Source organism: Campylobacter showae (assembly GCF_963515975.1).
GTDB lineage: Bacteria > Campylobacterota > Campylobacteria > Campylobacterales > Campylobacteraceae > Campylobacter_A > Campylobacter_A showae_F.
On sequence record NZ_CAUPZM010000010.1, the window covers coordinates 1 to 24,195 of the forward strand.

A 24,195-nucleotide genomic window follows, 5' to 3' on the forward strand; every position below is an offset into this window, starting at 1 on the left:
TGTCCTCATAGCTCAGCTGGATAGAGCGCAGAATTCCTAATTCTGAGGCCACAGGTTCAAATCCTGTTGGGGACACCACCGAAAAGTATTCTCAAATTTTTACTTTCCTTTTTCCTGATAAAATATTCGGCGCCCTCAAATTCCATCTACTCATTTACAAAAAATTCTAATTTATCCCCAATTTCACCCAAACCAACTCTTCTATTTTTAATCCCCACACCCCAACCAAATTTAACCGCATAAAATTCGATTTTATTTTTATTCTACCCCCAGCCCGTATAGTCACGTTTTGAGGCTAAATAAATCTTTAAATATTACTAATAAATTATAAATTACACCTTCATTTAAGCTTATTCTTTAAAGTTAAGTCCTATAATAACACTAGCTAAAATAAATTTAATCTAAGGAGGACGCCCAAAGACGCCAAGAGTAATAAAGGTATTTAGAGTAGAGTCGTAAATTAAAGATTTACAGGTAGATAGCTAACGTAAATTTAAAGGAGAAGCTATGAAAAACTCAAACGTTTCAAGAAGAGATTTTGTTAAGTTAAGTATGGTAGGCGCAGGAGCCTTGGCTTTAGGTGCGGTAAATGCGCAAGCAGCCGTAAACTCTAAAGACGTCAAATTTGACGAAGAGTGGGACGTAGTTATCGTTGGTTCCGGTTTTGCAGGACTTGCAGCCGGTATAACAGCAGCCGAAAAAGGCAACAAAGTCCTAATCCTAGAAAAGATGGGACGCGTCGGCGGTAACTCCGTTATTAACGGCGGAATATTTGCCGTTCCAAACAGCGACAAACAAAAAGCCGAAGGCATCAAAGATAGCAACGAGCTCTTCATCAAAGACTGCCTAAAAGCCGGCCGCGGCCTAAACCACGTAGATCTAATCGACACCATCGCTACTCGCGCGCAAGACGCATATAAACTAACTCTAAAATGCGGCGCTAAATACATAGATAAAGTTACTCACGCAGGCGGACACAGCGTACCTAGATCGCTTCAAACCGCTAACGGCTCGGGTTCTGGTATCGTTCAGCCGATGGTAGAATACTTTAAAAACCTACAAGGCTGCGAGCTAAGACAAAGAGCTAAATTTGACGAATTCGTCCTAGGCGAAGACGGCGGCGTAGACGGCGTAATCATCAGAGAGGATTATAAATTTGATCCAAAGAGCCAAAAAGACGACGCCGAAAACACTACGGGAACTAAAAAAGTTATAAAAGCTAAAAAAGGCGTAGTACTAGCCGCAGGAGGATTCTGCCGCGACGTATTCTTTAGACAAGTTCAAGATCCGTCTATCCTACCTACTACGGATAGCACCAACCATCCTGGCGCAACCGCAGGCGCTATGAAAGAGGCGTTTAGGATCGGCGCTACACCTGTTCAGCTAAGCTGGATACAATTTGGTCCATGGGCATGCCCTGACGAAAAAGGCTTTGGCGTAGGCTCTATGTTTAACGTAAACGGAAGCTTCCGCTACGGAATTTCAGTAGATCCAAGAACTGGCAAACGCTATATGAACGAGCTAGCAGACCGCCGCACCCGCTCTCAAGCTATGTTTAAAGTAATCGACGCAAAAGCAGATATCTATCCGATCAACTTCTGCGATAGCGATGGCGTAAAAAATATGGTCATACCTGAGCACTACACCAAACCGCTGGAATCTGGCGTACTAAAGAAATTTGAAACTCTAGACGAACTAGCGGCGGCTTATAAAATCCCTGCCGCAGAGCTAAAAAAGACCGTCGATAGATATAATAGCTTCGTTAAATCGGGCAAAGACGAGGACTTTGGTAAACCTATGGATAAAACCACTACAAACGGCGTAGATATCTCCAAACCACCGTTCTACGCTATGCGCGGTACGCCGAAGCTTCACCACACTATGGGCGGTATCGATATCAATACCAAAGCTCAGGTTATCTCGCTACAAACAGAGATGCCTATTCCTAGACTATTTGCCGCAGGCGAGATCACCGGCGGCGTACACGGAGCTAGCCGCTTAGGTAGCGTGGCGATAGCTGACTGCTTAACGTTTGGTATGATTGCGGGAGAGAATATAGGCTAATCATAAAACGAAGTTCTCGCGAGTTTATGCTTCGTTTGATCTAAATTTTATCGCTAGATGAACTAAATGTTCTATCTGCGCTCTAAAATTTAGATCCGCCTCGCCTAAAGCTCGCGATAATTCGTTTTAAATTTTGTATCGCAGGCTAAATTCGGCTTGCGGTACTTTTAAATTTTGTAAAAACGGCTTCAATCACTTTCAAATTTACCGAATTTTAATCAAATTTTGCCAGATAAAAGTTGATTCCCCGTCATTATTCTTAACCCAAATTTCGCTACAATCTCTCAAATTTATAAGAACAAGGGGTCAAATTTGCCAAATACTCAAAAACCTAAAATACGCTGCGACTGGGCGGAGAAAAGCGAGCTGGAGCGCGTATATCACGACGAGGAGTGGGGCAGGCTCATAAAAGACGATGCGAAATTTTTCGAGCTTATCCTGCTCGAGGGCTTTCAGGCAGGTATCTCGTGGCATGCCGTGCTGCTTAAGCGCGAGGCGATGCGAGCGGCGTTTGATGGATTTGACGCGCGCAAAATTTCGCTCTACGGCGAGGAGCAGACGGCAAAATTTATGCAAAATCCCGCACTCATCAGAAACCGCCTGAAGCTAAACTCGCTTGCCGCAAACGCCCGCGCATTTCTCGCCGTCGCAAGCGAGTTTGGTAGCTTTTACGACTATCTTTGGGGCTATCTGTTGCCTAAATTTGATCCAAAATTTGACGGCAAGCCCATCGTAAATCACTACGAAAACATAAAGCAGATTCCTGCTACCACGCCGCTTGCGGGCTTCGTCGCAAAAGAAATGAAAAAGCGCGGGTTTAAATTTCTGGGGCCCACGAGCGTCTATGCGTTTTTGCAAAGCGCGGGCGTAGTGGACGATCATCTGGACGCCTGCTTTTGCAAAGGAAGCAGATGATGCCTGTGCAGAAGCGAGTTTTTAGCTACATAAAGGAGAAATTCGGCGCTCAGGGCGAGCGGATATTTGACAAACACCCGGAATTTGCCGTGTTTCGCCACGCGAAAAACCAAAAATGGTTCGCCGTTTTTATGCGCGTGGACGGCGGCAAGCTGGGGCTTAAAAGCGCAGAGAAGCTAGAAATACTAAATCTAAAATGCAAGCCCGATCTCGCGGCGATCCTGCGTGACGGTGATCAAATTTTGCCCGCATATCATATGAATAAAAAGCACTGGATCAGCGTAAATTTAAGCTCCAAAATCTCGCCCGAGCAGGTGGAGGATCTGATCGATCTTAGCTTTGAGCTGACGAGATAGCTGGCTAAAATTTACGCCAGCGGGTTTTGCGCCGCAAAATCGGTTTTTTAGCTTTCGTCTGATAAAATGCGGGTCAAATTTGAAATCAAGGAGAAAAAATGAAATTTAGCGGAAAAAACGTGCTAATCACCGGCGCAAGCCGCGGTATCGGCGCGCAGATAGCCAAAACCCTAGCGCAAATGGGACTAAAAGTCTGGATAAACTACCGCTCAAAGCCCGAGATCGCCGATGCCCTGCAAGTTGAGATCGTAGCAAGCGGCGGACAGGCTGCAGTGGTAAAATTTGACGCGACGGACGAGGATGAGTTTATAAAAGCGATAAATTTGATCGCAGATGCCGACGGCGAGCTAAGCTACCTCGTAAATAACGCCGGTATCACGAACGACAAGCTCGCGCTTCGCATGAAGACTGAGGATTTTACTAGCGTGATAGGCACAAATTTGACCTCGGCCTTTATCGGTTGCCGCGAGGCGCTAAAAGTAATGAGCAAAAAACGCTTCGGCGCCGTCGTAAACGTGGCCTCGATCGTAGGCGAGATGGGTAATGCGGGGCAAGCTAACTACGCTGCTAGCAAGGGCGGAATGATCGCGATGAACAAAAGCTTCGCCAAAGAGGGTGCGGCGAGAAATATTCGCTTTAACTGCGTTACTCCGGGCTTTATCGAGACTGATATGACGAGCGAGCTGGGCGACGAGATCAAAAAAACCTACAGCGACAACATCCCGCTAAAGCGATTTGGAAGCGCTAGCGAAGTGGCTGAAGCTGTGGCGTTTTTGCTAAGCGATCACGCTAGCTACGTCACGGGCGAGACTCTAAAGATAAACGGCGGACTATATATGTAAGGGCGTAAATTTACATTTTTGCGAAAGTTTAAGCTAAAATATATTAAAATCACGAAATTTTTAATTTTTAGGAGAAGAAAATGGCAATATTTGATGATGTAAGAGACGTAGTAGTCGAGCAACTAAGCGTGGCTCCAGATGCTGTAAAGCTTGAGTCTAAGATTATCGAGGATTTGGGTGCGGACTCGCTTGACGTAGTTGAACTAGTTATGGCTCTTGAGGAGAAATTTGAGGTAGAGATACCTGACAGCGACGCTGAAAAGCTGATCACTATAAACGACGTCGTAAGCTACATCGAGAAACTAAACAAATAAGTTTTTGTAAGGAGAGATCTTGAAAAGAGTCGTAGTAACCGGGATTGGGATGATCAACGCTTTAGGGCTCGACAAAGATAGTTCATTTAAAGCTATCTGCGAAGGTAAAACCGGCGTAAAAAAGATAACCTCTTTTGACGCGAGCGATTTTCCAGTTCAGATTGCTGCCGAGATAACGGACTTTGACCCGCTTAGCGTGATGGACGCTAAGGAGGTCAAAAAAGTCGATAGATTTATCCAGCTTGGACTAAAGGCTGCCAAGGAGGCTATGGCTGATGCAAATTTCGGCGAATTTGACGCTGAAAATTTCGGCGTTAGCTCGGCTGCCGGCATAGGCGGCTTGCCTAATATCGAAAAAAACTCCAATATCTTACTTGAAAAAGGCTCAAGACGAATTTCTCCATTTTTTATACCTTCTGCGCTAGTTAATATGCTAGGTGGCATAGTTTCGATAGAGCACGGCCTAAAAGGGCCCAATATCTCTAGCGTAACTGCATGCGCGGCATCTACTCACGCCATCATCGAAGCGGCTAAAACCATTATGGTCGGCGAAGCGCAAAAAATGCTAGTCGTAGGCTCCGAGTCTACGGTTTGCGGCGTAGGCATCGGCGGATTTGCGGCTATGAAGGCGCTTTCTACTAGAAACGACGATCCGCAGACGGCATCAAGACCTTTTGATAAAGACAGAGACGGCTTTGTCATGGGCGAAGGAAGCGGTGCGCTCGTGCTCGAAGAGTATGAAAGCGCAAAGGCTAGAGGGGCTAAAATTTATGCCGAGATAGTAGGATTTGGCGAGAGCGGCGATGCGTATCATATCACTTCGCCTTCACTTGAAGGACCGCTTTCTGCGATGAAAAAGGCTTTGAAAATGGCTGGAAATTTGCAGATCGACTACATTAATGCACACGGCACTTCGACGCCGACCAATGATAAAAACGAAACTGCAGCATTAAAGGCTCTTTTTAGCGGCAATGTACCGCCGGTCAGCTCTACTAAGGGACAAACGGGGCACTGCCTTGGCGCGGCTGGCGCGATAGAGGCCGTCGTGTCCATAATGGCTATGCAAGAAGGCCTTATACCGCCTACTATCAACTACGCAACCAAAGACGAGGAGTGTGATCTAGACTATGTGCCAAACGTGGCTAGAAAAGCTGAGCTAAACGCCGTTATGAGTAACTCTTTTGGATTCGGCGGTACGAACGGCTCTATTATATTTAAGAAGATATAATGGCAAGTTATCTAGACTTTGAACAAGGTATCAAGCAAATAGATGATGATATCGCAAATGCGAGGATTCGCGGCGATGAACATGCGGTGGAAATTCTAAATAAAAATTTAGAAAAAGAAACCGCTAAAATTTACAAAAATCTTAACGAGTTTCAGCGCCTTGCTTTAGCTCGTCACCCGGATCGCCCTTATGCTATTGATTACATCAAAGGCATGATGAGGGATTACTATGAGCTTCACGGCGATAGAGCGTATCGCGATGATGGAGCGATAGTTTGCTTTATCGGCTATATAGGCTCTAAAAAAGTCGTCGTTATAGGCGAGCAAAAGGGCCGAGGAACCAAAAATAAACTAAAAAGAAATTTTGGCATGCCTCATCCAGAGGGTTACCGCAAAGCCTTACGAATAGCTAAAATGGCTGAGAAATTCGGACTCCCGATACTATTTTTAATAGATACTCCGGGCGCATATCCTGGCGTTGCAGCTGAGGAGCGCGGTCAAAGCGAGGCGATAGCTAGAAATTTATTTGAATTTGCAAATTTAAAAACTCCAATGATAGCCGTCGTTATAGGCGAGGGCGGAAGCGGCGGGGCTCTAGCTATAGGTGTAGCCGACAAGCTAGCCATGATGCGAAATTCAGTTTTTTCGGTTATCTCGCCGGAGGGTTGCGCAGCTATACTTTGGAACGACCCGTCAAAACAGGAGCAAGCTACCAAAGCGCTGAAAATAACCGCCGATGATCTAAAAAGCTTAAATTTGATAGACGACGTCATAGAAGAGCCGATAAACGGCGCTCATAGAGATAAAGAGAGTGCAGTAAAAGCGCTTGCGAGCTATTTTATAACCGAGCTAGATAAACTTGAAAAGCTAAAAGTGGATGAGCTTTTAAACGCTAGAATAGCTAAAATCTTATCTGCAGGCGCATTTGAAGAGAGCAAATAACGTTAAAAAAATAGTACTCTTACAAAAAGTTTCTTGAACTTTTTGTAAGTTGCCTATTTATTTTGAATTATTTAAATTTATACGAGTCTTATACAAAATATTCGTAAAACCAAAAATAATCTTATTAAATTTAGTTTAATGACTTCCTAGCGCCAAAATACCCGTTTTATGTTATGTAGAAAAATTATAAAATAGTATTTATAAAATGCATTTAGGTCAAAAAAGGGTTTAAAAAATAAATTTGGCTACATAAATTTTAAATTTGCAAATTTGAAATTTACCCGCTCGCCGCTTAAAAAGTAAATTTGATTTTCCAGCCGTTTGATGAGTGAGGCGACCTTGTGCGCGGAGGAATCGAGGGTATCGTAGGCGATCTCGCTAGTTTTGGCTTTGTTTGCGCTTAGCGAGACATTCTCGCTTTCTGCAAAAACAGTGCACGTTGAGCTAATTTTGATCGCGGTATTTTTGCGGGCGGTTTTGTAAATTTCGCCCAGCTCAAGCCTCAAGCGGCCCGCGCGGATCTTTAAAAATTTGCCCGTGCCCGCCGAGCATTTGTCATTCATGATAAAATCCACGGGCTTGCCGTTTTCTATTTTGATCGCTTTAGTGTCTTGCCCGCCTACGCCCTCTACGGTGCAGTCTTGCTCAAGCAGAAAGTGCCTACCAAAGGCCGTGGCATAAAATTTCGCTCATGCTAAGCCGCGCGTACTCTACGCTAACGCGTCCGTAGCCCCGTAGCCGTCACGAAGTCCTCTGTGTAGCCTTTTTGCTCTAAAGCTTGCTTGATCTGGCGCGCGACCTTAACCGCGCTAAAGCCGCTAGGTAGCAAAAACAGCTCGCAAAATTCGCCGCGTTCGTCCATAACAGCGACCTTTGACGACGCACCGCCGATGCTGGTATCGATAAAATGCATACTCTGATCCGTAGAAAATTTTTCCGACACGCGGAACTTCGTTAAACTCAAGCGCAAATTTGAGCTCGGGTTTGGGTAAATTTGCAAAAACCGTAATGAAGATAAATTTATGCAAACGTAAATCGCGACCGCGATCTGCTTTGGTTGAAATTATAGCCAAAAATCAGGCGTAAAAAGCGAGGGAAAGTTAAAAAATATTTTTTACGCGTTAAATTTGAGATTTTTGACGGGGCGAGTAAGGGTAAATTTGACGATGGAAATTAATGTACGGCGTTAAATTTTAAGTTAGGTTTTGAGCTAAGCGGCAAGCAAATTTGATGGTCGTGAGAGGCGAGAGCAGGCTATCAAATTTGACTGGCGCAGCATGTAAGTTTAGCCCGATCAAAAACGGGCTAAAATACTAAAATCCTACCGACTAAAAAGAGCCAGCCTACCGATAAACCTCGCCGTCGATGATTGCCATAGTTTTATTGTCCTTGCCTAGCGGCGGAGTGTAGAAAAAGCTGTGGCGAACGACCGTACCGTCGTCGTATTTTAGCGTTAGCTCGCCTTGATCAAGCGTGTATGAGCCCTCGTCGCTGCGCGATTTTGAGCTGCCCCCGTCTATGCTGCCGCCTGGGGTACCCGAGGTTGCCATAGCATACGACGATCCGCCCGAGCTAAAGCGCCCTTTGCCGTCAAAGCAGTAGTATCCGCTCACGCCTACGCTCACAGTATCGCTGCCGCCCGACCAGCCGTACAGGGACGACGAGCTGTCCTTGCGAAACGAGAAGCACTCTTTTGGCATTTGGCTTGAAATTTGCGCCTGAAACATATAATATCCCGTGCCGATGGAGTTCCACAAAAAGGTGCAGTCGTCGTTCTCGCAGTAGTAGCTCGTGTCGTAGTCGTCGTTGCTGGTTATCGTTAGGATGCCGTCTTTGACCTTATACGTGCCGTCGATGCGCGTGCGCCAGTCGGACTTTTCTAGGCGGCTCGCGTATGTGCCGTCGTCGCGTAGGTAAAAGGAATAATCCTCGCTCGTGTTTAAAAGCATGTTAAATTTCGTACCGCCAAATACCCCCGAGCCCTTTTTACTCGCCCCGGCGCTACTGTGTTTGACGCTAGAGTCCTTTGCGGGTTTTGCGGGCTCGGCCGAATTTGAGCTTGATTTGCTTGCTTTTGCTTGCGCGCTACTTGCGCTTTTTTTAAAGACGAATAAGACCTCTTGCCCGTCCGCGACTTGTTTGTATTCGAGCATGCCGTCCTTTAGCCAAAACTCGCCCAGCCCTTTAGCGCTAAGCGCGTATTTGCCGCCGCCTAGACTTTCATAGCCGCTTTTGCCCGCGCTATTGTTGCACGAACCGTCCGGATTTACGCCCACGATGCCTACCGTCGCTTCATCGCCGCTGATCTCAAAAAATGAGTCGCTGAAGCACTTTTGTCCCGCGACTTTAAAGCTCTGCCCCTGCGCCTTTAACGAGACTAGCTCCCATCTGCCCTCGATCTCGCTTAAATTTGATCTGCCGAGGCCTGCTTGATTTACGGCGCCGTTTACGATGCCGGCTAAATTTACCTCGTCTTTTCTAAAGGTAAATACTATTTCGCCGTCGCCCGTGCCTTGTTTGTATTCGAGCGAGCCGTTATTTAGCCGTAGCTCTGTGCCGCCAAGCGAGTATCTGCCGCCGCCTAGGCTTTTTAGAGCGAAGTTTTGTTCGGCTTTTTCGCATGAGCTGTCGCCCGCGCTACTTAGGCTTAGGCGCGCGCTATCGCCGCTAGCCTCGATAAAAGAGTCTTCGAGGCACTTTTGGCCTGCCGTTTTAAACGTCTGTCCCTGCGCCGTAACCGAAACGATGCTCCATCTGCCCTCTAGCTCGCTAGCGCTTAAATTTAACCCGAGGCAAAGCGCCGCGAGGATTGCAAAAAATTTAAATTTAGCCATATTTTTCCTTTCGTAAATTTTTAAGCCGTCTGCGGCGGTTTTGCCTTCGGCTTTTTGTTGTCAAATTTGCCCTGGTTTTATGCCGATGGATTGCTATTCGTCCAAAAAATATATCGCGCCGTCGACGACCGCTCCGCCCGCCTTGCCTTCGCTAGTGGGTGGGATGTAAAAAAAGCTATGTCGCTGCGTCCGTCCGTCGTCGTATCTGAGCGTGAGCTCGCCCGCATCTAGCGTATATGAGCCCGCGCTACTGCTAGATCTTGTTCCTCCACCGCCCACATTGCTCATGGCGGCGGAGGAATAGGAAAAACTGCCGTCCTTGAAGCGGCCTTTGCCGTCGAAGTCATAGTACCCACTCACGCCGCCGCCCACGATATCTGTGCCGCCCGAGGCGTTGTAAACGGACATGGAGCCAACGGCGGTGAATGAGTAGCTGCCCTTTGGCACCTCATTTAAGATTTGAGCGTTAAAGAGATGGTATCCGCCGTCGCTCCACAAAAACGTGCAATCCGTATCCTCGCAGCTATATGTGCTTTGCTCGCCGTCGTTGGCGGTTTGTACGATTTTTTTGCCGTCTTTTTTATACGTGCCGTCGATGCGCGTGCGCCAGTCGGGCTTTTCTAAACGGCTCGCGTAAGTGCCGTCGTCGCGCAGATAAAAGGATATGTCGGTATTGGTGTTTATGAAGAGCCACTTGCCTGCAAACACGCCCGTGCCTTTTTTGCTCGCTCCCGCGTCGCTATGCTTGACGCTAGGGTCTTTTTCGGGTTCTAAATTTGAGCTTGATTTGGCTTGCGCCTGATTTGAGCTAGCCTGAGCCGCGCGGCTTTTTTTAAAGGTAAACAAGACGCCGCCCGCGCTTTGTTCGTATTCGAGCGAGCCGTTTTTAAGTCTAAATTCTCCCGCGTCGTTATCTAGCGCGTACCTGCCTGCGCCAAGGCTTTTGTAACCGCTTTCTCCCGCGCCCGTTTTGCACGTGCCGTCCGGATTTGCCGCTACGATGCTAACAGTGGCTTTGCCGCCTGCGATTTGGAAAAACGAATCCTCAAAGCACTTTTGGCCTGCCGTTTTAAACGTCTGCCCCTGTGCTGCGACCGAGTCGATCTCCCATCTGCCCTCTAGCTCGTCCGCGCCTAAATTTGAGCCGATTGCGGTTGCCATGGCTTTGTTTGCGGCCGCGTCTTTTTTGAAAGAAAAGACGATAAAATTGCCGCCGTCTAAGGACTGCTTTACCTTTAGTGCGTCTTTTTCTAGCCAAAATTCGCCGATAGGGCCCAGCGCGTATTTGCCAGCACCCATGCTTTTAAAGGCGTAGCTTGCCGCGCCGCTTTTGCACGCGCCGCCCTCGCCTACGGAGCTAAGGCCTAGCTTTGCCTCGCGGCCGCTAACCTCGAAAAACGAATCCTCAAAGCACTTTTGCCCCGCCGTTTGCACCTCCTGCCCGTCTATGTTTGCCGAGACGATACTCCACCTGCCGTCCAGCTCGCTGGCGCTTAAATTTAACCCGAGGCAAAGCGCCGCGATGGTCGCGAAAAGCTTGACTGTAAATTTGAGACCGTTCATATTTACCCTTTTTTGAAATTTGCAAATCAAAATTGATAGCCGATTTTAACACCGGGAAATAAATTTAAAGACGACCTAAATCAAGAAAAATTATGAAAAACTAAAACAAGCTAAGCTCTAACTTAAAAATGCGTCTATAAATCACGCTACTTAGTTCGCCTCCGCCAAGAAAATACAAATGATCTTGCCGTATTGCTTCGTTCATAGCGTAAAAAGCAGGATCGGTACGCGTTCTTAAAAATGCTGTAAAATCTATATTTATAGTTTTTATTACGCTCAAAACGTATCCAAATTTAAACTATAGGCACGTAAAATTAGTATTTGTTTGTGATCAAATTTGAGCCCAGACAAGGCGTCGCGAGTGCTGAGTAAATTTTACGACGACTTCTAAATCGGCGGATAAATTTTAGAAATTAAGGAGTAAATTTAAAGAGAGATTTGAGCCCGGAGTCGGGCTCAAATTTTAGTGTAAGTCAGACCAGACTTTGCGTTTCCAAAGCCATCCGAATATACCGAATATCAAGAAGTAGATCATCGCGTTTATACCTAGGCTTTCGCGCTCGGCTTTTTTGGCGTCGCCCGCTTTTGCCATATAGGCTACGACTTTGTCCTCGCTGGCTTTATTTAGACCCACGCGAGGCATCGAGGTGCCCGGTAGCATTTTTTGCGTGTCGTTTATAAATTTATGCAGATAATCATCGCCTTTTGAGCGGATCATCATCGATAAATCAGGAGGGTTTGAGCCCATGTAGGCGGCCAAATTTATGCGGTTGGTTAGAACGTATTTGTTTTCGTATTTCATATCGTGGCATCTCTGACACGCATCGAGAAATACCTTCTCGTCGCTGATTTCTTTAGGCGCGATAGACTTTAGATATGCGACCATATCAGCTATCTCGGCGTTTGGATCCTCTCCGCCCGCTCCGAAAAAGGCAGGCATCGGATACGGAGTTTCGTCGTTAAATTTATGCGTTAGTTTTAGCGCCTTGGTCGGATCTTTGATGAGGGCTGCCAAGAAATGCTCGTCGTATATCGCTCCCGCGCTACTAAGATCAGGCGGCACTACGCCGTACGCTTCGCTAAGTTCAGCAGCGCTCATAGCTGTCGGCATACCCGCAGCCTCGACTCCGTGACAGCCTGCGCAGCCAGCGTTTGCAAAGGTTTCTGCGCCTTTAGTAGCGTCGCCTTTGGCTAAATTTATAGCCTTTATATCGTTCCAAAACGCGGTGTAGTCTTCGAGGGATTTTTGTGCCTCTTCGAGATCTTTTTGTGCTCCGGCAACTTTTTTCTCGTCATTCAGAGCTTTTGTCGCATCGAGGGCTTTTTGTCTAGCTTCTACTACGGATTTGGCTTGATTTATATCCTCGGTGCCAAAGTCGTAATCGGCCGCACCGACGTGCGGATGCATGACGTTGTGCGCGTAAGGCTCGATACCCCAGTATGTTACGCCGGTTAAAATAACTACGATTATGAAAATTTTTAACTCTCTCATTTTACCGCTCCTTTTTTCTCAAGAGTCGTTATGATAGGTAAAACGACAAAAAGCAGAACGAAAAACGTAATGGTCGAGTAAAATCCTATCCATGAGTTTGAAATACCAAGCGTCACGCCGTCGGCAGGTAGCTTACCGAAGATCGTAAGCACGATCATATCGACCACTAGCAGCCAGAACCATACGAAAAAGCCCTTTCTCTCGTGAGCCGGAGCTACGACGTCGCTTCTGTCGTAAAGCGGCATGAAAAATAGAGCTACGCCTGCGATCGCAAACGCGATAAGGCCGATGTTGTAAGCTTTAAAGCCGAAAATGTCGAAGAAAAATCCGCGTAAAATCTCATACTGCCACAAGAAATACCACTCAGGATAGATGTGGGGAGGGGTTTTTAGAGCGTTGCCCGGCTCGAAATTTATCGGATCCATCGCAAAGTTGAAATGGAAACAGACTAAATAGAAAAAGAAAATCATAAAAAAGCCGATGTACATAAAGTCTTTTGCCAAAAATCCCGGCCAAAACGGAATAACTTTAGCATTTTTCTTATCGCCGCTTAGATATTTTTCAGCCTCGACATCAAAGTCTATCTCTTCGCCCGTTTCATTATTTACGTGCGGGACGCGAAGGGTGTAAAAGTGTATCGCGACGACTGCGATCAGCACGATCGGTAGCAAGCATACGTGAAGCATGAAAAATCTCGTCAAAGTCGGATCGCTAACGGCATAGTCGCCTCTGATCCACTCGACTACCGCATCGCCGATAACCGGGATGCCGCCGAATAAATTCGTGATAACCATCGCTGCCCAGTAGCTCATCTGCCCCCAAGGTAGCATATATCCGCTAAAAGCCTCGGCTGAAAACAGGATGAAGAGCAACATACCGCTCACCCAAATCATCTCGCGACCTTTTTTATAAGAGCCGTAGTAGATCGCCGTAAAGGTATGTATGTAGATGATCAAAAACACGACCGAAGCCGCAACCGCATGTATGTGACGCCATAGCCAGCCGTACTCGACCTCTTTCATTATAGTCAAATTTACGCTGTCAAAGGCTAAATTTATGTCCGGTTTGTAGTACATAACTAGCATAAATCCGGTAAAAATAAGCAAAGCAAAAAGTGTCGTTAGTATAACGCCCATCGCCCAGAGGAAATTTATATTTTTCGGTATCCAGTATTCGCTGACGAGTACTTTCATTAGCTTGTTTAAGGCGATCCTCTGATCTAGCCAGTCTAAAACGCCCGTTGATTTTCTGATGTGCATTTTCCCCTCCTTACACTTGAGCCGCTAGTTTTTCGTATTCGGGGCTGGTTTCGCCCAGAACGAGTTTTGTGCCGTCTATCTTAAACGGCGGTATGTCTAGCGGTCGAGGAGGAGGGCCGAAGGTATTTACGCCGTCTGCGTCAAATTCGCCTCCGTGACAGGCGCAAACGAAAACTTGTTTGCCGGGTTTCCACTCGGGAATACAGCCAAGATGCGTACAAAGCCCGATCGCGACCATATATCTAGCGCCCTCTACTACGATATCGCGCTTGTCGTTAGGCGCCATCGAAGCATCCTTTTTTAGAACGAATATCGGCTTTTTACGCCACTCGATTTGGCGCATCTCGCCATCTTTCATCGGGCTAAGATCTACAGTCGTAAATCCGGCCGCCTTTACGCTAGGAAGCGGGTCCCAGGTCTTTTTAACGGCTACGAGAGTCGCTACGCCGCCGACTGCGGCTACCGCGCCAAACGCTAGACCGATAAAATCTCGTCTTTCTTGTTTTACGGACATTACTTTCCTTTCAACGGTTTTTGAAGAATAATCGAGATTATACTCTTATGAAAATTAAACTTTTATTTTTCTTGTAAATAGTATAAATATTTAAATTATTTTTAAATAATCATTTACTATGTCGTATTTTTAAGGCTTTCGGAGCTAAAATTTGAATCCAAATTTGGCTTGGGCGATTAAATTTAACGGTTTGCAAGTCGGCTAAATTTAAATTCGGTTTTGATTTACCCGCACTGTAAAATTTGACGCCGATCGGCTTTAAATTTACGCCGTCAAATTTGCCGTTTTTGGCGGGCAATACTTGACTAAATTTGATTTAAAAGGAGAATTTATGCGTATCGCTTCGATCGATCACATCGTTTTAACGGTGGCAAATTTGCAACGGACGCTTGATTTTTACGTGCGCGTGCTGGGTATGCGGGAGTTTGATTTTGCAAACGGACGCAAGGCTCTGGCCTTTGGCTCGCAAAAGATAAATTTGCACGTAAAAGGCGAGGAGATTTTGCCAAACGCGCGAAACGCAAACGTCGGAACGGCCGATATCTGCTTGCTTACGGATACGCCGCCTGAGTCGGTTTTGGAGGAGCTGGAGGCTTCGGGTATCGCCGTAGAGCAGAGGGTAGTGCCGCAAACCGGAGCGCTTGGAGCTATAAGCTCAATCTACGTGCGCGACCCGGATGGGAATTTGATAGAGATTAGCAGATACGATTAAATTTGACGGGTTTAGAAATTTAACGCCAAAAAGGCGGAGCGTTAAATTTAACCTCAAATTTAACGCTCATCCTTGTTAAATAGCATTTTATCGCGGCTTACTGCGACTCCCTCGCGTTCATGTCATATAAAATAAAAATTGATAATAAAGTTTTTGCCTTATAAATAGCGATATTATCTTTTTTGGTAAGCATGACATAAACTTTTATATATTCTAAAGTGTAAAATAAAAATTGATAATTACAAAAGATAATTTGATAATATGGAGAAGAAATCGTTCTCTGGCATGTATTTAATTATATCTATATAATTTGATAATAAGGAGAAAAATTATAATTTTTTAAGAACATTTTGTATAGAATATTACAAAATAATTTTTAGGCCAAAAAGCAATTATGATAAAAGACTATATTAAATTTCCTCAACGTAAAATTAAAAAGAATTATCGTTCAGTTACGGGTCATTTCCCAAGTCTTAAAAACGGCAAATCTATCGGTTTTGAATCGTTATTGGAAAAATCTTATTTCTTGTCATTGGAATTTAATGATGACATTATTTTTTATTACGAGCAACCTCAAATAGAAATATTTTTTAAAAATAAAAATATGGTTTATAGTATGGATTGCTATGTGGTCAGGGGTAAAAATTTGGCACTTAAGGACTCTTTGGTTGAAATAAAGTATACTGAAGAGATCGAAAAGAAACAGATATATTTTGAAGAAAAATTTGAAGCAACAAAAGTGCTTGCCAAGAATAGAAATTTGAATTTTGAATTATTTAACGAAAAATCATTAAGTTCTATATATCTTAATAATCTAGATTTTTTATATAAATTTAAATTAAACCCAGTAGAAAGCGAACACGAAAATAGAATATTTGAAGTCCTAAAAAATAGCAAGAGCATGACTGCGTATAGTTTATCGAAATGTATCTCCTCTAGCCTTAAGGATTATCCTGTTATAGCAAATGCTATATGGTCGCTTGTTGCTAACAATAAATTAAGAACCAATTTAGAGAATAATAAGGTAACTATGAACTCGTTAATAGAGGTGGTATTATGAGTAATGTTATAAAATTTGATATAAATACAAATATTTTTTATAATGATCTAGAGTACTGTGTGAAAGCGTATACAAATTTTGATGAAGTCTTATTAAAAAGAACTATTGAACCTTTTAATGAAAAAATAGTCAAAGTAAGCGAGCTGATAAAAGAGCCGAAAAATGTTAAAAAACTTGATAAGGATTTGGTTGAGATAAAGAACGACGATTTTGAGGAGGCTTTAAAACGATATAAAACAATAGAGTCACTACTAAATCTTAAAAACAGGACTACCAAAGATGTACAAGCAATAGCTAAAAAGCATAAAAAAGGAATTGCCACGATATACAGATGGTTGAGTTTGTACGAAGAGTACGGTACCATAACTTCTCTGGCGAGCAAAAGAGAATATTGCGGAGCCAAGGGTAAAAGTAGGCTGGATGAATCCGTAAATACTATCATTCAAAATGTTATTGAAGACATGTATTTAAACAAGCAACGTTATCCACTGCTTAGCATTTATAATAAAATCGTTGAAAAATGTAGCGCGGCCGGGCTCAAAATCCCAACAAAAAATACCATACGAAACAGAATAAACAGTATCCACCCAAAGGTTATAGCCAAACACAGAAAAGGCATAAGAGTTAAAGAGACTAGAGGTATGCCAAATCGCTTTCCAGAGGTTAATATGCCTTTGGATATTATTCAGATCGACCATACGAAAGTTGACGTTATGGTTGTGGATAAAGAGACTAGACAAAGCATAGGCAGACCGTATATAACGGTAGCTATAGATATATTTAGTAGAATGATATACGGTTTTTATATTAGTTTGGAAGCGCCTAGTTATTTTAGCGTTGGACAGTGCTTGCTAAATGCAATTTTGCCCAAAGACGATATTGTGCGTCAATACCAAATTCAGGGGGAGTGGCCGGTTTATGGGCTACCTAGAAAGATCCACATGGATAACGGTAAAGACTTTAGAAGTATGAGTTTGCATAGATTTTGTGAAGAATTTAGAATAGAAGATATTTATCGTCCGGTAGCAAGGCCTGAATTTGGAGGAGCTGTTGAAAGAGTTATTGGAACTTGTATGAAAAAAATGCATGAAATACCCGGGACGACTTTCTCAAATACTTTTGAGAAAGGAAGATATGATTCCGAGGGGCAGGCCGCTATGACTATAAACGAATTAGAAAAGTGGTATCTTGATTTTGTAATAAATATCTATCATAAAACAGAACATAGTTCTCTGGGCATGACGCCTGAAGAAAAATTTTATCAAGGTGTATTTGGACTAGGCGAAGATAAGAGTATACCGTTTTTGCCGACTGTTCCAGCAGATACTTTAAAGCTTAGGATGGCGTTGTTGCCGGAAATAAAAAGAGCCGTCCAAAAAAACGGTATTACGATAGATTATATTACATACTTCAGCGAAGTACTTAGAAAATGGATTATACCTACACAATATAAAAAAATAAAGCCTGACTTAGATAACTGTGTTATTTGTAGAAGAGATCCTAGAGACATAAGTAAAATTTACGTTTATGATGAAGATATTAAAGATTATATAGTAGTTCCGTATGCCGATATAAAAAGACCAAAAATCAATTTATCTGAGTTAAGAGCCTCTATAGCCGAAGCAAAACGCGTCGTAACGGGAAGAGATATCGAGACTCATGACGTGTTTGAGGCATATGATAGGCTAAATCGGTATATCGAAAACGCAATAGATCAAAAAAAAATAGTAAAAAGAAAGCAAAATTCAAAGTTGCATCAGGAAAAAACTTTGCAATTAGACAAAGAACGAATAAATTACCAGGGGAAGCAAATTAAGTTAAAAGTAAATATAGACGACAATCAAGACGGATATGACTTATATCCGGTGGAATAAAAATGAGCGATAGAAATTTAATTTCCGAAGCGTTAGATTTTTTGTCAAAAAGCAATGAAGAAAGAATTAAATACTGCAAAAAAGATCACTGGATAGGATATCCGGCCGCCATTAAATTAATAGATTTGCTCAAAGATAAATTCTTGGATCCGCCGCAAATGCGGCATGAGGGATTGCTTGTTTATGGAGACTCGAATAACGGTAAGACGGCAATTTTAAAAAGGATGTATAATTTGTGTATCGGCAACTTGGGATATGTTGAATATGATAAGGAGTTAGTGTATGAAATTCCAATCATATATTTTCAAGCCCCGACTATTCCAGATGAAAGCAGACTATACTCCCTTATTCTAAATGAACTATTTGTGCCGCATAAACCGACGGCAAAGATTATAGAAAAAGCAAAATTAGCCGAAAGACATCTAAGAAAATTAAAAACTAGAATGATCTTAATCGATGAAATCCATAGTGCCTTAACTGGAAATTTAAATAGACAACGTACTTTTATTAACGATCTAAAGCAGCTTAGCAATAATTTATCTTTGACTATAGTTTTGGCGGGTACAAGAGAGGCATATTCGGCTTTATCTATCGGGGCTGAAACCGAGTCGAGATTTCCTGCCATAGAGTTGCCAAGATGGAGCAACGATAAAAAATTTAGGTCTTTCGTGGCTACCTACGAAAAGTGTCTCCCATTAAAAGAAGCATCAAATATGGCAGATGACCCAGAAATTATTAGCGCGTTATTTCATCAATCCAGCGGGCTAATCGGCAGAACGGTCAATCTCTTAAAGAAGGCTGCGGTAAGAGCAATTAAGTCAAAGAAAGAAAAAATAACAGTCTCTGATATAGAATATCTTCCTAAGTTGTAGTATGAAAAAATGGAAAAGGAGTAATGAGTGGATAAAAAAATATTTCTTTTTGATAGTTCCAAAGCCTCTAAAGGATGAATTGCTTAGTTCTTGGCTTGTGCGCGTTGCTATAGAGCATGGGCAAGGATTATCTTCTTTTTTGACATTATTTGTGAAAAAAGACGGTAGCTCTATAAGTAGGACAGATATAGACTTTTTGTATAATGAGAATCTTTTTGACTATTTATCTGAAAAAAGTAGTCTAAGTAAGCAAGATATATTGCAAATGTCGCTCAGGAGCGAAGAGGGATATTTGTTTTCGTGTAACGGCCTTTATCCGCCTAAACAGATTAGAAAAGTAACAGATAAGCGTACGCATAACGGTTTAATGTTTTGTCCAAAATGCTTATCGGAAGACAAAAATCCATATTATAGGAAGAAATGGAGATACTATTTTTATAATGCATGTCCTGAGCATGGGGTATTCCTTACCGATAGATGCTGGGGGTGTTACGAAAAGGTTAGGCTTGCAAAAATAAATTGCCATAAAGAAATTTGTTTTTGCAGTAAATGCGGTAAAGATTTACGTTTAATCACGACGGTGCGAATACGAGATAACTTCACATATGGATTAAAAGCTATAAAGTGGTTTGAAAATGGCCTAAAAAGCGGCTATTTTGTAATTAACCAACAAAAAATTCGCTCGCTTTCCGTATTTGAAAGTATGACGAAAATATGTTGCTTGTTGAATGGAATTGAGGGGCTGAAATTTAAAAATTTTCCTTTAATTGATGAGTATAATGCTATTTGTAAAAAACTTAGTGCGTATAGCTCAAAAAAGACGCAGTCAATACAAAAAGATTTTATATTGACTGCGATGACGTATCATCTTTTTCAAAATTATCCTAATAGCTTACTAAATTTTATTCAACAAAATCATATGACATATCGAGATTTTACGCATGATTTTAAAGATATGCCTTTTTGGTATAAAGAAGTGATAGGCAAAATTTTGCCGCCACAAAATACAACAGGCAGGATAATAGATGAAAATGAAATTATTGCAGCAGCTAAATATCTAAGAAATCTTGGAATAGTTGTAAATCAAAAAAATGTAGCAGATGTTGTAGGATGCCATTGTACTATTAATAGTGGATTTGTTAGGCTTTATAATAAACTCAATCTCTCAAGTTAGATAATAAGTGTCATAGGCCGTAGCATTTATTAAGATACTTGCTTAAATCTATTTTTGTTAAACTTTTTAAAACAAGATATCTTTTTGGAAGTGTGTAATAAATGATTTTAGTCGCCATTGTCTAGTAAATTTGTCGTCAAATTTACTATTATCTCTTTTTGATTCGGATCGCTTTGCGCTATGAGTAGTGCGAGTGCGGCAAGCGTGTTATTGCTGATTTTGGGGTCACCGTTGTTTTTATAAAGAAGCCCGCTTTTTGATAGAAATAAAATAAACATAAAAGCTCCGATTCGTTTATTGCCGTCGTTTTTGTCGCCTTTTCTTACGCCGTGAGTAACAGCTCGCAACCGCCGAAGGTTTGATAGATATTTTTGAGTATCCCTTCAAATTCTCCCGCTTTTTGCATTACGAAAATTTGCGATGCTTCGCCTTTTTGGATTAGCGATTCTTTTAGGTCGTTTATGGCGAGCATGGCTTCATCGTAGCCTAGAGTAAAATTTTCGCCCGCAAGATTTGTATATATACATAGAGTTTTATCGTTATATCTTTGCAAAAGCGTCCAAGCCTTGGCGTAATGCCTCACGAGATCAAGTTCTTCGCGAGATTTATGAAGATTTGTATTTACGGTTTTGCCTTTTGTGTCTGGATTATATTAATCCAGACACAAATTTGTCCTTTTTACTCAGTAAAATACTTTCAAACAAAAACAAACAAGGAGTTGGAGCATGAGAAATGAAAACTTTTACGTAGATAACGAGATATATGACCTTGCAATGCTTTGGATACTCCGTATGATTTTTAGAGCCGGAGGAGAAAAGGAGTTTTTAAGTCGCAAACCAGATGATATTTTTGATTTTTTAGGTATTTCCTCAAGTGGATCTTTTGATAATTCTGAGATAGAGATTGAGGCACTTAAAGCTAGGCTTGTCAACCTCGAAAAGAGTAAAATATTGTGCGAGCTAGAAGATTTAGAACACAATCTAAATTTAATTCAAGAAAATTTAGGACTAAGTATAGTCGAAAGGGATATTTTAAGATTTGTTGCAATTATGTATAATTATGATATTATATATAGTGCTTGTGAAATGATGGGTAGACTAAGTAATATACAAGCATTTAAAGCAATATCTAATATATTGAATTTGGAATTTAATGATGTTCAAAATGCATTTAGGAAAGACGGAGTTTTTGCCAAAACTTCGCTAATAAAATTAGATAATCGTTGGCCGGAAGGCCTAAGATCTAAAATCGACATCATAAATAACGACTTTATAGGGACTTTATTCGTTAAATGCGAAAGTATAGATGAAATATTTGCAAGCACGATAGAGCCGTGCAGTGAAACAAATTTGACTCTCAAAAACTATACTCACGTAAAAGAAGATACGCAAATTTTAGTCTCTTTTCTAAAGAATGCTATTTGTAAAAAGCAAAAAGGAGTAAACGTGCTCCTCTACGGTTCAGCAGGAACAGGCAAAACCGAGCTTGGTAAAGTTCTGGCCAAAGAGCTAAATTTAAAACTCTATGAAGTTTCTTACGCAGATGACGGTGAATACGCAAATGAAACTCAGAGGATAAGATATTATAGCCTTGCGCAAAACGTTTTATCTACCGGATCAAATTTACTTATGTATGATGAAGCCGAGGATATATTTAGCACTATAACCCATAGAGGAAAACAGTGTGGCAAAGCTTTTATAAATAGATCTCTAGAAACAAACGCAGTACCTACTATATGGATAACTAATGATATTTACAGCATGGACGATGCCGTAGTTAGACGCTTTAACCTAGCTATAGAGCTAGGGGTGCCCAATGAAAACATGAGAGCTAAAATCATCAAAGAATACAGCGCAAATTTGATAGATAATAAGCTAATAAAAAAGCTAGCGAAGAATCAATTTATAGCTCCCGCCGTAGTTAGCAACGCAAGCCTAGTAGTTTCAAATTTAAACACAAAAGACAAAAACAAGGCCTTTGAGCGAGTGATAAGCAACACTCTAAAAGCCCAAGGATACGGAGAGATAGAAAAAGACAAGCCAAGCGACGATCTACCTAGTAGCTACGATCCAAATTTCGTAAACTCAGACTGCGACCTAAACGAACTAATGCAAGGTATAAAAGAGAGCAAAGGCGCTAGGTTTTGCCTATACGGAGTGCCTGGAACCGGCAAAAGCGCCTATGCCAAATTTATCGCCAAAAGCCTAAGAAAGCCCATAATCATCAAAAAAGGAAGCGATCTTTTATCTATGTGGGTCGGAGGAACCGAGCAAAATATAGCAGAAGCTTTTAAAGAAGCAAAAGATAAAAAAGCCGTGCTTGTATTTGACGAAGTAGATAGCTTTTTACAAGATAGAAGTATGGCTACACGAAGCTGGGAGATAACTCAAGTAAACGAGATGCTAGTGCAGATGGAGAGTTTTGACGGGATATTTATCGCTACTACGAATTTAATAGATAATCTAGATAAAGCAAGCCTAAGAAGATTTGACCTAAAGTTAGAGTTTGGGTATCTATTGCCAAATCAAGCGCTAAATTTATTTAAAAAAGAGTGCGCCTTGCTAAAAGTCAAATTTGATGAAAATGCAGCTAAAAAAGTTTCAAATTTAGGCTTGTTAGCACCAGGAGATTTTGCTAGTGTGAGAAGGCAGGCGAAATTTAGACCTATTAAAAATGGAGATGATTTTTATGAGAGACTTGAGCAGGAAGTTGCTCTAAAGAATGAAGAGAAAAATGCTAGGATAGGATTTTAGGCTATCTTTAATTAGGTATTTCGTCGTGCATATCCGACAAAATACCTCTTGATGAGTATTTTAATAAGTCCCAATCAAAAGGGCTTTATTCTGACAAGAATTAAGATGTAAGGAAGTAAAAATGCATGAATTGTCAAAGCAAGAAAGAGTCGAACTTATGAATATAAACAATAAGCTTTATGAGTTAGAAAGAAAAATCTTAGATGTTATCGTAAAAATAGAAAGAAATCTAAGATCGCCCCAAAATAGCAGTAAGGTAGATGATTATAATATTATACTAGATGTTTTTTATAAATATAAAGATGATGGTGAAAAGATAGCCGCATTTGATAGAGACTATTTTTATATATCCAAAGAAATTCTTATGAGAGATGATGCTGTAGACATTCTTTGTACGCAGGATAGAAACAAATTTCAACACCAAGATCATACAATGAAAAACGAGTGGCGCTCCAGGTTTTATAACTATCTTTATGATGAATGTGATCTTTCTTTTGAAAATATACTAAATATTGGAAAGGTAGATGCTATATTGGAGACTGAAATATATTATATTCCGAAGATGCTTCATATAAAAACACATAACAATATAGATGACTATACATGTATAGACTATGACTGTGCTGAAATATTAAAGATAAATTCAGCCCTACAAGACATTCAAAAAACATTAATAAACGAAGCGATTTTGTATGAAAATGAATTAAAAGAGAAGTTAAAAGACGGTACAATAAAAGGGTTTGATATGAATTACGAGGTTATTTTTTGCGCAAGTGAAGAAGGCCCCCCCGCAAGACTATATAGTAGCCATCATCAGTGAACCGCTCAGTATGAGCAAAGAAATAAAACTCCCAGCCATTCAAAATAAGTGGACAAGAAATTACAATATCTATGGCGACAGTAAAGATAGTTACTGCTATCTTTACCATGCGCTTCGCAACTATACCAGCCTACGTTCATGTTCGAACAAGCTATATAGCATAACAAAGATAATTTTATATATAAGACTTAATGAATACTTTGAGGCGTAAACAAAGATAAAAAAATGATAGCAGGTAAACAAGGGACTAAAAGGAGTGGTTATAAAAAAACTATCCCATCAAATCAGCTGCATAAAACCACTTTTTTTGCGTAAAATATTCTAAGATGAAAACTACTTTTTACACAAATTTGGAGTTTGCTAATGGAGAAATTTAAAGCAGATATGAGAGAAAAGGGCGCCAATATCGGCTGCGTCCTTATTGATGTGATACTAAGCGAGATGTAAAGAATAGGACTATATAAAGGAGTTTGTGTTTGTACTTTTAGGAATATAGTGGACTAAGTGCAGTTTTAAGAGAGCGGATCATAAGGGCCCACTACGTCTTAATTACGCAAGAAAATAAGAGTGGCAAGATGGGGCTTGCTATATAAATTTCTAACCAGCAA

General features: G+C 41.7%; 24 protein-coding genes and 1 tRNA gene. 15 read left to right on the forward strand and 10 right to left on the reverse strand.

From position 1 onward, the window contains the following. Position 1: 1 nt before the first annotated feature. The 8 genes from RWM02_RS04960 to accA all read left to right on the forward strand — a co-directional run bounded on the left by RWM02_RS04960 (position 2) and on the right by accA (position 6,660). Positions 2-78: transfer RNA gene (locus RWM02_RS04960), tRNA-Arg, on the forward strand. Between the two features lie 429 nt (positions 79-507). Further along, positions 508-2,064 (forward strand): flavocytochrome c, encoded by a 1,557-nt coding sequence (locus tag RWM02_RS04965; RefSeq protein WP_314069600.1) that lies wholly within the window; start codon positions 508-510, stop codon positions 2,062-2,064. Between the two features lie 312 nt (positions 2,065-2,376). Then, a complete protein-coding gene (locus RWM02_RS04970; protein WP_314069602.1) occupies positions 2,377-2,979 on the forward strand; it encodes a DNA-3-methyladenine glycosylase I in 603 nt (200 codons plus the stop codon). After that, complete coding sequence (locus RWM02_RS04975) at positions 2,976-3,335, forward strand: MmcQ/YjbR family DNA-binding protein (protein ID WP_314069604.1); 360 nt, start codon at positions 2,976-2,978, stop codon at positions 3,333-3,335. Before RWM02_RS04970 ends, RWM02_RS04975 begins: the two co-directional genes overlap by 4 nt. Positions 3,336-3,433: 98 nt before the next feature. Next, a complete protein-coding gene (fabG, locus tag RWM02_RS04980) occupies positions 3,434-4,177 on the forward strand; it encodes a 3-oxoacyl-ACP reductase FabG (protein WP_314069606.1) in 744 nt (247 codons plus the stop codon). 80 nt (positions 4,178-4,257) lie between these two features. Next, positions 4,258-4,491 carry an acyl carrier protein gene (gene acpP, locus RWM02_RS04985; RefSeq protein WP_002953553.1) on the forward strand — a complete coding sequence of 78 codons (234 nt, stop codon included), beginning with the start codon at positions 4,258-4,260 and terminating at the stop codon, positions 4,489-4,491. A 19-nt stretch (positions 4,492-4,510) separates the two neighbouring features. Continuing rightward, the gene (locus tag RWM02_RS04990) at positions 4,511-5,719 is read left to right on the forward strand and encodes a beta-ketoacyl-ACP synthase II (protein WP_314069608.1); all 1,209 of its coding nucleotides are present in this window, start codon (positions 4,511-4,513) and stop codon (positions 5,717-5,719) included. Then, complete coding sequence (gene accA, locus RWM02_RS04995; RefSeq protein WP_314069610.1) at positions 5,719-6,660, forward strand: acetyl-CoA carboxylase carboxyl transferase subunit alpha; 942 nt, start codon at positions 5,719-5,721, stop codon at positions 6,658-6,660. The genes RWM02_RS04990 and accA overlap by 1 nt, the downstream gene beginning before the upstream one ends. A 245-nt stretch (positions 6,661-6,905) precedes the next feature. Here accA and RWM02_RS05000 read toward each other — a convergent pair whose 3' ends face one another. The 8 genes from RWM02_RS05000 to RWM02_RS05035 form a co-directional block, all read right to left on the reverse strand. Next, positions 6,906-7,313: a BadF/BadG/BcrA/BcrD ATPase family protein gene (locus tag RWM02_RS05000; RefSeq protein WP_314069726.1), complete on the reverse strand. Its 408-nt coding sequence runs from the start codon at positions 7,311-7,313 to the stop codon at positions 6,906-6,908. A gap of 62 nt (positions 7,314-7,375) precedes the next feature. Further along, positions 7,376-7,573 (reverse strand): CoA protein activase, encoded by a 198-nt coding sequence (locus tag RWM02_RS05005; RefSeq protein ID WP_314069612.1) that lies wholly within the window; start codon positions 7,571-7,573, stop codon positions 7,376-7,378. 430 nt (positions 7,574-8,003) lie between these two features. Beyond that, the gene (locus RWM02_RS05010) at positions 8,004-9,494 is read right to left on the reverse strand and encodes a hypothetical protein (RefSeq protein WP_314069614.1); all 1,491 of its coding nucleotides are present in this window, start codon (positions 9,492-9,494) and stop codon (positions 8,004-8,006) included. A gap of 93 nt (positions 9,495-9,587) precedes the next feature. Next, positions 9,588-11,057, reverse strand: coding sequence for a hypothetical protein (locus RWM02_RS05015; protein ID WP_314069615.1), 1,470 nt, complete (start codon positions 11,055-11,057; stop codon positions 9,588-9,590). Positions 11,058-11,520: 463 nt separating this feature from the next. Beyond that, on the reverse strand, positions 11,521-12,549 hold the full coding sequence (locus RWM02_RS05020; RefSeq protein ID WP_314069617.1) for a c-type cytochrome: 1,029 nt from the start codon (positions 12,547-12,549) through the stop codon (positions 11,521-11,523). Next, entirely contained in the window at positions 12,546-13,808 is a 1,263-nt protein-coding gene (locus RWM02_RS05025) for a cytochrome b (RefSeq protein ID WP_314069619.1), read from the reverse strand. The genes RWM02_RS05020 and RWM02_RS05025 overlap by 4 nt, the downstream gene beginning before the upstream one ends. Positions 13,809-13,818: 10 nt before the next feature. Next, complete coding sequence (gene petA / locus RWM02_RS05030) at positions 13,819-14,322, reverse strand: ubiquinol-cytochrome c reductase iron-sulfur subunit (RefSeq protein ID WP_314069620.1); 504 nt, start codon at positions 14,320-14,322, stop codon at positions 13,819-13,821. Positions 14,323-14,431: 109 nt separating this feature from the next. Beyond that, the gene (locus RWM02_RS05035; RefSeq protein ID WP_314069621.1) at positions 14,432-14,620 is read right to left on the reverse strand and encodes a hypothetical protein; all 189 of its coding nucleotides are present in this window, start codon (positions 14,618-14,620) and stop codon (positions 14,432-14,434) included. Between the two features lie 33 nt (positions 14,621-14,653). On the opposite strand from RWM02_RS05035, the gene RWM02_RS05040 reads away from it, so the two are divergent. From RWM02_RS05040 to RWM02_RS05060, 5 genes are all read left to right on the forward strand, one after another. Further along, complete coding sequence (locus RWM02_RS05040) at positions 14,654-15,034, forward strand: VOC family protein (protein WP_314069623.1); 381 nt, start codon at positions 14,654-14,656, stop codon at positions 15,032-15,034. A 394-nt stretch (positions 15,035-15,428) separates the two neighbouring features. Then, entirely contained in the window at positions 15,429-16,094 is a 666-nt protein-coding gene (locus RWM02_RS05045; RefSeq protein WP_314069625.1) for a TnsA endonuclease N-terminal domain-containing protein, read from the forward strand. Further along, positions 16,091-17,968 (forward strand): Mu transposase C-terminal domain-containing protein, encoded by a 1,878-nt coding sequence (locus RWM02_RS05050; protein WP_314069626.1) that lies wholly within the window; start codon positions 16,091-16,093, stop codon positions 17,966-17,968. Before RWM02_RS05045 ends, RWM02_RS05050 begins: the two co-directional genes overlap by 4 nt. Before the next feature lie 2 nt (positions 17,969-17,970). After that, the gene (locus RWM02_RS05055) at positions 17,971-18,840 is read left to right on the forward strand and encodes a TniB family NTP-binding protein (protein WP_314069628.1); all 870 of its coding nucleotides are present in this window, start codon (positions 17,971-17,973) and stop codon (positions 18,838-18,840) included. A gap of 1 nt (position 18,841) precedes the next feature. After that, entirely contained in the window at positions 18,842-20,014 is a 1,173-nt protein-coding gene (locus tag RWM02_RS05060) for a TniQ family protein (protein WP_314069632.1), read from the forward strand. Positions 20,015-20,121: 107 nt separating this feature from the next. Here the strand turns inward: RWM02_RS05060 and RWM02_RS05065 are convergent, their stop codons facing one another. Both RWM02_RS05065 and RWM02_RS05070 read right to left on the reverse strand, forming a co-directional pair. Continuing rightward, positions 20,122-20,292 (reverse strand): hypothetical protein, encoded by a 171-nt coding sequence (locus RWM02_RS05065; RefSeq protein ID WP_314069635.1) that lies wholly within the window; start codon positions 20,290-20,292, stop codon positions 20,122-20,124. 44 nt (positions 20,293-20,336) lie between these two features. Further along, entirely contained in the window at positions 20,337-20,567 is a 231-nt protein-coding gene (locus RWM02_RS05070) for a hypothetical protein (RefSeq protein ID WP_314069636.1), read from the reverse strand. Positions 20,568-21,459: 892 nt separating this feature from the next. Between RWM02_RS05070 and RWM02_RS05075 the strand changes: the two genes are divergently transcribed. Both RWM02_RS05075 and RWM02_RS05080 read left to right on the forward strand, forming a co-directional pair. Continuing rightward, entirely contained in the window at positions 21,460-22,767 is a 1,308-nt protein-coding gene (locus RWM02_RS05075; RefSeq protein ID WP_314069638.1) for an AAA family ATPase, read from the forward strand. A gap of 121 nt (positions 22,768-22,888) precedes the next feature. Then, entirely contained in the window at positions 22,889-23,587 is a 699-nt protein-coding gene (locus RWM02_RS05080) for a hypothetical protein (RefSeq protein ID WP_314069641.1), read from the forward strand. Positions 23,588-24,195 lie beyond the last annotated feature (608 nt).